This window comes from Pseudomonas sp. 1L-B-1-E-C1 (assembly GCF_057291835.1).
In genome coordinates this window covers 274,459-286,258 of sequence record NZ_JBXAWN010000008.1, presented here as the reverse complement: position 1 = coordinate 286,258, position 11,800 = coordinate 274,459, and the positions used below count along the sequence as shown (strand labels likewise).

Below are 11,800 nucleotides of genomic sequence, written 5' to 3'. Positions count from 1 at the left end.
CACCCTCCCCGCCGCATACCCCGTCTACACTCGAAACAACCACCCCCGAGCCTTGACGAGAGCGTTATGCCCAGACTGGCGCCGGTGCTTTTTCTGCTGTCATTGATGATTTGCACCGCCACGGCTGACGCGCTGACTCTGACCGATGAAGAACGCAGCTGGCTGGCGGCTCACCCTGATTTGCGCCTGGGTGTCGATGCGTCGTGGCCGCCATTCGAATTTCGCGACGACCAGAACCGTTATCAGGGTCTGGCTGCCGACTATATCGACGTGATCCGTCAACGTCTGGCGATCAAGCTGACGCCCATCGAACCGGTCAGCTGGACGGTGGTGCTGGAGCAGGTCAAAAAAGGCAAAATCGATTTGCTGCCGGGAATCATGTCTACGCCGGAGCGCCAGAACTATCTGTCATTCACCCGGCCGTACCTCGACTTCCCGATCGTCATCCTCGCCCATGTCGGCGGCGCCCAGCCGCGCAAACTCGACGACCTGTACGGTCTGAAAATCGCCGTGGTGGAAAACTACGCCCCTCACGAACTGTTGCGCACTCATCACCCCGATCTGAATCTGGTCGCAATGCCCAATGTCAGTTCGGCGCTGCAGGCATTGGCAACCGATGAAGTGGACGCCGTGGTCGGCGACCTGGCTTCCAGCGTCTGGAGCCTGCGCCAACTCAAGCTCGACGGGCTCTACGTCAGCGGCGAAACCCCGTATCGCTATCAACTGGCAATGGCCGTGCCCCGCGACAACAAAGTGCTGGTGGGGATTCTCGACAAGGTCCTCGCCGACATGACGCCCGCGGAAATCAGCAGTATCCAGGAGCATTGGGTCGGCAACGTGCTCGACCATCGCTCGTTCTGGTCAGACCTGCTGGTGTACGGCCTGCCCGGTCTGTTACTGCTGATCACCGTCCTCGCCGTGGTGATTCGCATCAACCGCCGCCTGAGTTCGGAAATCACCCGGCGTATCGATCTCGAACAGGAATTGCGCAGCAGCGAATATCACTATCGCGGCCTGGTGGAAAGCCTGTCGGCCATTGCCTGGGAAGCGCGGATGAGCGACTTCACCTACAGCTATGTTTCGCCCCACGCTGAAGATTTGCTCGGTTATCCACAATCGCACTGGCTGATTCCGGGCTTCTGGCACAACATCATTCACCCCGCCGACCTGACCCGCACGCAGAACTATTGCAAGGAAGCGCTGCGTGAGGGGCGTGATCACATTGTCGATTATCGCGTCATCACTGCCGACGGCCGTTGTCTGTGGGTGCGCGACATTGTCAGTCTGATTGAGCATGGCCACGAACCGGTGATGCGCGGGCTGATGATCGACATCAGCGAAATCAAGCGCACCGAAGAAGCGCTGCGCCTGTCGGAGCAGAAGTTCGCCTCGGTGTTCGAGCAATGTCCGGACATTCTGGTGATCGCGCGCTCGTCCGACGGCTGCTTGCTGGAGGTCAACGAAGCTTTCGAAGAGCAGATCGGTCTCAGGGCCGAGGACGTGATCGGCCAAACCGCCACCAACCTCAATATCTGGGGCATTCCCGGGGTCGGCCCGGGTCTGTTGCAGCGCTTGCAGGCCGGCAGCATCCGTAATCTGGAAATGCCCTTTCGCCGCAACAACGGCCAGGTATTCACCGGGCTGATTTCCGCCGAACCCTTCGACCTCGACACCACGCCGGCGCTGGTGGTTGTGGTGCGCGACATCAGCCAGCTCAAGGAAACCCAGCAACAACTGCAAACCTCCGAAGAGAAGTTTGCCAAAGCTTTCCATGCGTCACCGGACGGTCTGCTGCTGTCGCGTCAGAGCGACGGTCTGCTTTTGGAGGTCAACGAAGGTTTCAGTCGCATCACCGGATTCAACAGCGCGATGTCGGTGGATCGCTCGACACTGGATCTGGGCATCTGGGTCAACCTCAACGAACGCAAACAGATGCTCGACCTGCTGCAGCGCGACGGTTTTGTCCGCGACTTCACCTGCCATATCCGTCGCAGCGACGGGCAGATCCGCCTGTGCGAAGTCTCCAGTCGCCCGCTGCCGATCGGCGACGAGGACTGCATGCTGACCATCGCCCGGGACATCACCGAACGCCATCTCATGCAGGAAAAACTGCAGCAGGCGGCGACGGTTTTCGAAAGCACCGCTGAAGGTGTACTGATCACCGACACCCAGCAACACATCAGCGCGGTCAATCGCGCCTTCACCGAAATCACCGGCTACAGCGAAAGCGAGGCGCTGGGCCACACGCCACGGCTATTGGCGTCTGGGCTGCATGACAGCGCGTTCTACGCGGCGATGTGGCATCAGTTGACCGATGAAGGCCACTGGCAAGGCGAGATTTCCAACCGACGCAAGAACGGCGAGTTGTACCCGAGCTGGCTGACCATCAGCGCCGTGCGCAACCGCGACAAGTTCATCACGCACTTCGTCGCGGTGTTCGCCGATATTTCCAGCCTCAAACATGCTCAGGCCAAGCTTGATTACCAGGCTCACCACGACCCGCTCACCGGTCTGCCCAACCGCACCCTGTTCGAAAGCCGACTGCATACGGCACTGATCAGTCAGCAAGAAAATGGCGGCCTGGGCGCCGTGCTGTTTCTCGACCTCGATCGTTTCAAGCACATCAACGACAGTCTCGGTCACCCGGTCGGCGATCTGTTGCTTAAAGGGATTGCCGTACGCTTGAAGGAACAACTGCGCGACATTGACACCGTCGCGCGGCTGGGCGGAGATGAATTCATCATCCTGCTACCCGGGCTGCAGCAAGCCAGTGACGCCGATAACATCGCCACGAAACTGCTCCACTGTTTCAGCGCGCCCTTTCAGGCAGGCGAACATGAATTCTTTATCAGTGCCAGCATCGGCACCAGCCTTTATCCACGCGATGGCTGCGACGTCGCGACCCTGGTAAAAAACGCCGACGCCGCGATGTATCGCTCCAAAGCCAAGGGGCGCAACCGCGTAGAAAGCTACACCCGTGACCTAACCGCCCAGGCCAGCGAACGAGTTGCGCTGGAGCATGAATTGCGCCGTGCCATTGAGCGCGACGAGCTCTTTCTCTACTACCAACCGAAAATCAGCCTTGTCGACCACAGTCTGGTGGGCGCCGAAGCACTGATTCGCTGGCGTCATCCAACCTTCGGCGAAGTGCCGCCAGAGCACTTCATTCCGCTGGCCGAAGAGAATGGCATGATCCTGCAAATCGGCGACTGGGTTCTCGAGACCGCCTGCAGGCAGATGTTCGAGTGGAATCAGATCCACGAACCGCTCGGTCCGCTCTCGGTTAATCTTGCCGGCGCGCAACTGCGCCAACCGAACCTGCTCGCGCGCATCGAGCAACTGCTCAAGGACAACCGCCTCAGGCCGGATTTACTGCAACTGGAAATTACCGAGAATTTCATCATGAGTCAGGCCGAAGAGGCGCTGGCGGTGCTGCACCAGCTCAAACACCTCGGCGTACAGCTGGCGATCGACGACTTCGGCACCGGCTATTCCTCGCTCAGCTACCTCAAACGCCTGCCCCTCGACATCCTCAAGATCGACCAGTCTTTTGTCCGCGGACTGCCCGACGACCCCCATGACGCGGCGATCGTACGCGCCATCATCGCACTCGGCCGCAGCATGCAATTCACCGTGATCGCCGAAGGCGTGGAAACCCAGGCGCAACAACAATTCCTCACCGCTGAGGGCTGTGAACAGATCCAGGGCTACATCGTCAGCCTGCCACTGCCACCGGACGAATTCGCCGCGACGTTTCTGCATGTGACCGTATCGGATTTTTCGGATAGCACAGCCGCGAAACCGTCGCTATAATCCGCGGCCTACTGAGGGCCTATAGCTCAGTTGGTTAGAGCAGAGGACTCATAATCCTTTGGTCCACGGTTCGAGTCCGTGTGGGCCCACCAAATTGAAAAGCCGCGCTGAATGCGCGGCTTTTTTGTGGGCTGATGATTTCTCAGTCTTGCCAAGCTAGACGCTCGGAACATGGCCGAGTTCTCTGTAGGAACATTCTGAAGCGATCTTTCGGGGACGTTTGCAGTCTTGTGAGGTTTTCCTGCGAGCAATTAATCTCCTGGCGTCATCGCCGCCCAGGATTGTTTCCATGCTCATGAATGCTGCTCCAACAATCAGGGAAGCAGCCGACCAAGCAACCTGGATCGATCTTGCCCTACCCGACTTGAGAACACTCTCAAAAGAACTTCGATCAGCCGCAATCACAGAAATAAAAAGGGCTGACGATGCAGCGGGTGCCTTGGGAATACTCTTGGATTACTTCGGATTCATCGATGAGTTCGTTATGGCCGTCACGATTCTGACACCGATTGGAAACGTTGCGGTTGGGAGAGACAAACTTGCCCACATCGTTGAAAAACGCCCGGACTCGCGCGAGCGCTATGTTCGACACGCTATCGATACCTTAACGGGCCCCTTTGAAATATGGAAAGTCCGCTAAGATAACGGCGGACACCGCGTGGCATTCATCAATGCGTATGAGGCGAAGAATGACATGCTCGTGGTTGTGGATATTCGTGATGGACACGTTCTCTGGAATTTCATGCACGCTCCGGCGAGAGCCATGAACAGGCATCGAAAAGGCGAACTTTTGTATAAGCGGTACATTCTTACGGACAAAAAAAGGGCAGCCATCGGGCTGCCCGTAACATCTGAATCCTGATATTTGCATCCTCAGGAAATGGGATGAAGAGGTCTCACCTGACACCGATGTTGCAGCATCGCTGAGGTACCTACATCTGCTGATGCCCTGCAAGGCAGCAGATTTCGCGCTCTTGTTGGCATTCTTGGGAAACAGGGCAGACAAGTCAAATCAATTGTCAGAACATTTGTTTCAGCAAAACCATCCGCGACCACTTTGCTATGGCGCAGAAGCTTATCGTTGTTTGCCTGTAGAGTGCGCCACCCTCCGACCCAACGCCAATGGAACCTCCCTTGCCAGACACCCGCCCCCCCACCCTCGACGAAATCGACCGCCAGCTGATCGCCGCGCTGCAAATCAACGCCCGCGAAAGCGTGGCCATGCTCGCTCGGCAACTGGGGATTGCGCGTACGACGGTCACGTCGCGCCTGGCCCGGCTGGAAAAGGCCAAAGTAATCACCGGCTATGGTGTGCGCCTCGGTCAGCGCGTGGTCGATGGTGGCTTGCAGGCCTACGTCGGGATCAAGGTGCAGCCGCGTTCCGGCAAGGATGTGCTACGGCGCTTGAGCGCGATGGCGCAGGTGCAGCAGCTGTGTGCGGTGAGTGGCGAGTTTGATTATGTGGCGTGGTTGCGCACTGATTCGCCGGAGCAACTGGATCAGTTGCTGGATCAGATTGGCAGCGTCGATGGGGTAGAGAAGACTACGACCTCGATCATCTTGAGCAGCAAGATTGATCGTGGGCAGCCGGTTTGAGGTTATGACCGAGCTTCTCGGGTGAATTTCAGAGCCTCTTCGCGATCAGGCTCGCTCCCACATTTTGGTCGGTGTGTAGTCGCCACTCGTCATATTGAACGTTAATCTGGCAAAACGACGACACATTGCGTCTTATTAACGCGCTCCACGCTCCCTAGAATGGCTGGCATCTTTTCCTATACTCAGACGCGAATCCGGCGTCGGGTCGCCAACAAGGACAGCCATGAACAAGAACAACCGCCATCCTGCAGACGGAAAAAAACCAGTCACCATTTTCGGTCCGGACTTTCCGTTCGCGTTTGACGACTGGATCGAACACCCGGCCGGTCTCGGCAGCATTCCTGAGCAAAATCACGGCGCTGAAGTGGCGATTGTCGGCGCGGGTATCGCCGGGCTGGTAGCCGCTTACGAGCTGATGAAGCTCGGCTTGAAACCGGTGGTTTATGAGGCGTCGAAACTCGGCGGTCGTCTGCGCTCGCAAGCCTTCAATGGTACCGACGCCATCGTCGCGGAGCTTGGCGGCATGCGCTTTCCAGTGTCCTCCACGGCGTTTTATCACTACGTCGACAAGCTCGGCCTCGAAACCAAGCCTTTCCCCAACCCGCTGACCGGCGCTTCGGGCAGCACCGTGATCGACCTGGAAGGCGAAACCTATTACGCCGAAAGCCTGAAGGATCTTCCTGCATTGTTCCAGGAAGTCGCCGACGCCTGGGCGGATGCGCTGGAAGCCGGTTCGCAGTTTTCCGATATTCAACAAGCCATTCGCGATCGCGATGTGCCGCGCCTGAAAGAGCTGTGGAACAAGCTGGTGCCGCTGTGGGACGACCGGACCTTTTACGACTTCGTCGCCACCTCGAAGGCCTTCGCCAAATTGTCGTTCCAGCACCGCGAAGTGTTTGGTCAGGTCGGTTTCGGTACCGGCGGCTGGGATTCGGACTTCCCCAATTCGATGCTGGAAATTTTCCGCGTCGTGATGACCAACTGCGATGATCACCAGCACTTGGTGGTCGGTGGCGTCGAGCAGGTGCCGCAAGGCATCTGGCGTCATGTGCCGGAGCGCTGCGTGCACTGGCCGGCCGGCACCAGCCTGAAATCCCTGCACCGTGGCGCGCCGCGTTCCGGGGTGAAGAAAATTGCCCACGCGCCGGAGGGCCGCTTCGCCGTTACCGACAATAACGGTGACACCCGTGAATACGCCGCAGTGCTGACTACCTGCCAGAGCTGGCTGCTGACCACGCAGATCGAATGCGACGAAACCCTGTTCTCACAGAAGATGTGGATGGCCCTCGACCGCACCCGCTACATGCAATCTTCGAAAACCTTTGTCATGGTCGACCGACCGTTCTGGAAGGACAAAGACCCGGAAACCGGTCGCGACGTGATGAGCATGACTCTCACGGATCGCCTGACCCGTGGCACCTATCTGTTCGATAACGGAGACGACAAGCCGGGAGTGATCTGCCTGTCGTACTCGTGGATGAGCGACGCGCTGAAAATGCTCCCGCATCCGGTGGAGAAACGCGTCGAACTGGCGCTGAACGCGTTGAAAAAGATCTACCCGAAAGTCGACATCGCCGCACGCATCATCGGTGATCCGATCACTGTGTCGTGGGAAGCCGATCCGTATTTCCTCGGTGCTTTCAAAGGCGCCCTGCCCGGCCATTACCGCTACAACCAGCGTATGTACGCGCACTTCATGCAGGACGACATGCCGGCCGAACAGCGCGGGATTTTCATCGCCGGCGACGACGTGTCCTGGACACCGGCATGGGTCGAAGGCGCGGTGCAGACTTCGCTGAACGCGGTGTGGGGCATCATGAAACATTTCGGCGGATCGACACATAAAGAGAACCCGGGCCCGGGTGATGTGTTCAAAGATATCGGCCCTATCGCCCTGCCCGAGTAAGAGGATTCCCCGATGCGCGTAGCCGTTTACCAATGTCCACCGCTGCCACTGGACCCCGCCGCCAATCTGCATCGCCTGCATCAGGTGGCGATGGAGGCCAAAGGCGCCGATCTGCTGGTGCTGCCGGAGATGTTCATGACCGGCTACAACATCGGCGTCGAAGCGGTCAGCACGCTGGCCGAGGTCTATAACGGTGAATGGGCGCAGCAGATCGGCCGGATTGCCAAGGCTGCCGGTCTGGCAATCGTTTACGGTTACCCGGAGCGCACCGCCGACGGGCAGATCTACAACGCCGTGCAACTGATCGACGCCCACGGCGAGCGCCTGTGCAATTACCGCAAGTCGCATCTGTTCGGCGACCTCGATCGGTCGATGTTCAGCTCCGGCGAAGCGGAGCTGCCGGTGGTTGAGCTGAACGGCTGGAAGCTCGGTTTCCTGATCTGCTATGACCTGGAATTCCCGGAAAACGCTCGTCGTCTGGCCTTGGCCGGCGCCGAGCTGATTGTGGTCCCAACGGCCAACATGATTCCGTTCGACTTCGTCGCCGACGTCACCGTGCGCGCCCGTGCGTTCGAAAACCAGTGCTACGTGGCTTACGCCAATTACTGCGGACATGAAGGCGATATTCAGTACTGCGGACAAAGCAGCGTCGCCGCACCGGACGGCAGCCGTATCGCCCTGGCAGGTCTGGACGAGGCGTTGATTGTCGGTGAACTGGACCGACAACTGATGAACGATTCACGCCAAGCCAATCGCTATCTCAGCGATCGCCGCCCAGAGCTTTACGGCGCGCTCAACCGACGTTAATCCGCTAGCATGGGCACTTCACTGTTCTGGAAGTGCCCATGCCCGCGCCGACTCATCCCCGTTCCCATACTGAAACCCTGGCCAACGGCTTGCGCGTGACCCTGCGCCACGTGCCCGGCCTCAAGCGCAGCGCTGCCGCGTTGCGTGTGGCGGCCGGCAGCCATGACGCGCCGTTGGCATGGCCGGGGCTGGCGCATTTTCTTGAGCACTTGCTGTTTCTCGGCACCGAGCGTTTTCCCACAGACGAAGCGCTGATGGCCTACGTGCAACGTCACGGCGGGCAGGTAAATGCCAGCACCCGCGAGCGCACCACGGATTTTTTCTTCGAGCTGCCCGTATCGTCGTTCAGCGCGGGGCTCGAGCGTCTGTCGGATATGCTCGCCCGTCCACGTATGAATCTGCACGAGCAACGGCGCGAACGGGAAGTGCTGCAGGCGGAATTTGTCGCCTGGTCGCAAGATCCGACAGCGCAACAGGAGTTTGCCTTGTATGAAGGTTTACCGGCGCCGCACCCGTTGCGCGGTTTTCATGCGGGCAATCGGGACAGCTTGCAGGTGGAATCCCAGGCGTTTCAAACGGCGCTGAAGGATTTCCATCACAGGTTTTATCGAACCGGGCAAATGAGCCTGAGTCTGGCTGGGCCGCAGAGTGTCGATGAGCTGGGCGAGTTGGCGCTGCAATTCGCAGCGGTATTGCCGATTGGCGATAACGTTGCCCAGGTCGCGCCGCCACCGCTGACAGTGAAAAGTTATCAACAGGTCGGCGCTCAGGCGAACCTGCTGTTTGCTTTTGACGCCTTGCCTGACTCATCCGCCGAAGCGCTGGCCTTTCTCTGCCATTGGTTGAATAGCGCCAAAGCCGGTGGATTGCTCGCGTATCTGCAACAACAGAACCTGGCTGACAATCTGAAAGCCACGCCGGTTTATCAGTTCGCCGGACAAGCGCTGGTGCATCTTCAATTCAATGTTGATGGCGGCCGGTTGAATGCCATTCGTGAGCAACTGCTGGACTGGCTGAGCTTTTTCGCCCGCCAAGACTGGACGCCGCTGCGCGAGGAATACACCGCCCTGCTTCAGCGCCAGCAACAAGTCAGCGGCGCATTACAACTGGCGCGCCTCGATGTTGAGCAGCATGCACTCGGCCTGTCCGAATCGGGCGCTGCCGCACTTGCGCATATCCTCCGCGAAATCGGTGTTGTGGATAACTTCAGCGAACATTGGCACCGGCCCGCCGCCAATCCTTTCCTGCGGGCCAGTGAACCGCCGGCCAACGCCGGGCTGATTCGCGGCCAGACCAGCGCCCACCGTGGCCTGCGCACGTTCGCCCAGGATCGCTCGCGCAGTCGTCGTGAACGCTCGCCGATGCAGTTCAGCCAGGCGCTGCCGGACAACAGCGATGAAGGCGCAATTTATCTGCGTTGGCAGGTCGAAGCGGCAGCCAGTGCAGATCTGCGCTCAAGATTGCAGCGCAGTCTGCGCCAGACACGACAGGACGCGGCCGAGGCCGGAGTGGATGTGTCTTTCAGCGCCGCGGGTAACCAATGGCTGCTGAAAATGACTGGTCTGCAAGAATCCATGCCCAACGTCCTGGAGCATGCGCTGAAATGTCTGACGGCCATCGGCGCCGATTCGCCGCGCGACGATGCACAGACACCCTCGATGCCGATCCGCCAACTGCTCGAAGCGTTACCGGAAACGTCCCTGCCGACAAATGAAACCAGCGATGACGCCAAACAGCTGTGGACAACTTCGCGCTGGGACGGCCTTGCCCTCGGGCTTAATCAACAAACCCAATCAGCCATGGGCCTGGCGCTCAGCCGGATTCCCGGCACGCCCAACAACCAGCTACCGATGACTGCGCGCAACAACGGCGAGTTCCGCTGGAGCCGGATCGACACGGCCTCCACCGAACATGCCCTGCTGCTCATCTGCCCGACCGCCAGCCATGACATCGCTGATGAAGCCGCTTGGCGCCTGCTTGCACAACTGTGCCAGACGCCTTTCTACCAGCGCCTGCGTGTCGAACTGCAATTGGGTTACGCCGTGTTCAGCGCGTTGCGTCAGTTGCATGGCAAGACTGCGATTGTCTTCGGCGTGCAATCGCCAACGACCTCAACGGTCGTCCTGCTTGAACATGTGCAAGCGTTCTTCAAGAGCATTCCAGCGCTGGTCGAAACGCTCGACGACACGAGTTACAAGCAACAGCGCCAAAGCCTCGCCGATCAGTTCGACGACGCCACACTGTCCACCAAGAACACAGCCGAACTTCTCTGGCAGGGTAAACTCGCCGGCCATTCGTCGGATTACCGTGAACAATTGATCAGGGCGTTCCAGCGGCTCGATCGCGAGGCTGTGCTGGCCGCTGCGCAGCGCCTGATCAGCGCCGAGGGTGGCTATCTCTGCCTGGCCAATGAATCGATGCCCGGTGCGCCGTGGCAAGCGGCAAACTGATCATTACCGAGCCTGCAAGGAGCTTTCTCAAAGATTCACGGGTCACTGCGCTGAAATTTTGAGTAACATAGCCGCCTAACCAATTGGAACGTCATCGCGCTGCCGTGGACTATAACTATGGATAGCGCTATCCCAAACCTCAGAAGGAGACATCTCATGGCCTGGACCAAACCTGCTTACACCGACCTGCGTATCGGCTTCGAAGTCACCATGTACTTCGCCAGCCGCTGAGTTCTGCTAACGCAGAATCGCAGTGCAACGCCTCGGCTCGCCGAGGCGTTTTATTTTCCGCGTTGAAATGATGGAGCGTTCATGTTCGTCCAGATTCTGGGTTCGGCCGCCGGTGGCGGTTTTCCGCAGTGGAACTGCAACTGCGTCAACTGCGCAGGCTTTCGCGACGGCAGCCTGAATGCCAAGGCGCGCACCCAATCGTCCATCGCCATTTCCGATGACGGCGTGAACTGGGTGCTGTGCAATGCCTCGCCGGACATCCGCGCGCAGCTGCAAAGCTTCGCCCCGATGCAACCGGGCCGGGCCCTGCGCGACACCGGCATCAGCGCGATCATCCTGATGGACAGCCAGATCGACCACACCACGGGCCTGCTCAGCCTGCGCGAAGGCTGCCCGCATCAGGTCTGGTGCACGGACATGGTTCATGAAGATTTGAGCACCGGTTTCCCCCTGTTCAAGATGCTCACCCACTGGAACGGCGGGCTGGACTGGAACCGCATCGAACTCGACCAGAGCTTCACCGTAGCCGCGTGCCCGAACCTGCGCTTCACGCCGCTGCCATTGCGCAGCGCCGCGCCGCCGTATTCGCCGCATCGTTTCGATCCGCATCCGGGTGACAACATCGGCTTGATCGTTGAAGACCTGAACACCGGCGGCAAGCTGTTTTACGCGCCGGGTCTGGGCAAGGTCGATGCGCCGCTGCTGGAAATCATGGCGGGCAGCGATTGCCTGTTGGTGGACGGCACGATGTGGGACGACGATGAAATGCAGCGCCGTGGCGTTGGCACGCGTACTGGCCGTGAAATGGGCCATCTGGCGCAGAACGGGCCTGGCGGCATGCTCGAAGTGCTGGAGCAACTGCCTGAGCAGCGCAAAGTGCTTATCCACATCAACAACACCAATCCGATTCTCGATGAAGATTCGCCGGAGCGTGCCGAACTGGCGCGGCGTAATGTTGAAGTGGCGTTTGATGGCATGAGTATTGTGCTGTAGCGGA

8 protein-coding genes and 1 tRNA gene are annotated in these 11,800 nt (G+C 59.2%); all 9 read left to right on the top strand.

Annotated features, from left to right (window positions below; all coding sequences use genetic code 11):
• Positions 1–66: 66 nt before the first annotated feature.
• The 9 genes from AC0Z4S_RS16275 to pqqB all read left to right on the top strand — a co-directional run bounded on the left by AC0Z4S_RS16275 (position 67) and on the right by pqqB (position 11,796).
• Entirely contained in the window at positions 67–3,813 is a 3,747-nt protein-coding gene (locus tag AC0Z4S_RS16275) for a bifunctional diguanylate cyclase/phosphodiesterase (RefSeq protein ID WP_485623737.1), read from the top strand.
• 15 nt (positions 3,814–3,828) lie between these two features.
• Positions 3,829–3,905: transfer RNA gene (locus AC0Z4S_RS16270), tRNA-Ile, on the top strand.
• 197 nt (positions 3,906–4,102) lie between these two features.
• Positions 4,103–4,453 (top strand): hypothetical protein, encoded by a 351-nt coding sequence (locus tag AC0Z4S_RS16265; protein ID WP_485623736.1) that lies wholly within the window; start codon positions 4,103–4,105, stop codon positions 4,451–4,453.
• Between the two features lie 494 nt (positions 4,454–4,947).
• The gene (locus tag AC0Z4S_RS16260; protein WP_042606694.1) at positions 4,948–5,409 is read left to right on the top strand and encodes an Lrp/AsnC family transcriptional regulator; all 462 of its coding nucleotides are present in this window, start codon (positions 4,948–4,950) and stop codon (positions 5,407–5,409) included.
• A gap of 223 nt (positions 5,410–5,632) precedes the next feature.
• A complete protein-coding gene (locus AC0Z4S_RS16255; RefSeq protein WP_485623735.1) occupies positions 5,633–7,315 on the top strand; it encodes a flavin monoamine oxidase family protein in 1,683 nt (560 codons plus the stop codon).
• Positions 7,316–7,327: 12 nt separating this feature from the next.
• The gene (locus tag AC0Z4S_RS16250; protein WP_485623734.1) at positions 7,328–8,122 is read left to right on the top strand and encodes a carbon-nitrogen hydrolase family protein; all 795 of its coding nucleotides are present in this window, start codon (positions 7,328–7,330) and stop codon (positions 8,120–8,122) included.
• Positions 8,123–8,160: 38 nt separating this feature from the next.
• Positions 8,161–10,572, top strand: coding sequence for a pyrroloquinoline quinone biosynthesis protein PqqF (gene pqqF, locus AC0Z4S_RS16245; protein ID WP_485623733.1), 2,412 nt, complete (start codon positions 8,161–8,163; stop codon positions 10,570–10,572).
• A gap of 156 nt (positions 10,573–10,728) precedes the next feature.
• The gene (gene pqqA / locus AC0Z4S_RS16240; protein WP_003444522.1) at positions 10,729–10,803 is read left to right on the top strand and encodes a pyrroloquinoline quinone precursor peptide PqqA; all 75 of its coding nucleotides are present in this window, start codon (positions 10,729–10,731) and stop codon (positions 10,801–10,803) included.
• Between the two features lie 81 nt (positions 10,804–10,884).
• Entirely contained in the window at positions 10,885–11,796 is a 912-nt protein-coding gene (gene pqqB / locus AC0Z4S_RS16235; RefSeq protein ID WP_108225161.1) for a pyrroloquinoline quinone biosynthesis protein PqqB, read from the top strand.
• The last annotated feature ends 4 nt before the right edge of the window (positions 11,797–11,800 follow it).

What these genes read in the sequence shown, in the direction of transcription:
- AC0Z4S_RS16275 (WP_485623737.1), top strand. Translation starts at nt 67, where the DNA reads ATGCCCAGACTGGCGCCGGTGCTTTTTCTGCTGTCATTGATGATTTGC.
- AC0Z4S_RS16265 (WP_485623736.1), top strand. Translation starts at nt 4,103, where the DNA reads ATGCTCATGAATGCTGCTCCAACAATCAGGGAAGCAGCCGACCAAGCA.
- AC0Z4S_RS16255 (WP_485623735.1), top strand. Translation starts at nt 5,633, where the DNA reads ATGAACAAGAACAACCGCCATCCTGCAGACGGAAAAAAACCAGTCACC.
- AC0Z4S_RS16250 (WP_485623734.1), top strand. Translation starts at nt 7,328, where the DNA reads ATGCGCGTAGCCGTTTACCAATGTCCACCGCTGCCACTGGACCCCGCC.
- pqqF (WP_485623733.1), top strand. Translation starts at nt 8,161, where the DNA reads ATGCCCGCGCCGACTCATCCCCGTTCCCATACTGAAACCCTGGCCAAC.
- pqqB (WP_108225161.1), top strand. Translation starts at nt 10,885, where the DNA reads ATGTTCGTCCAGATTCTGGGTTCGGCCGCCGGTGGCGGTTTTCCGCAG.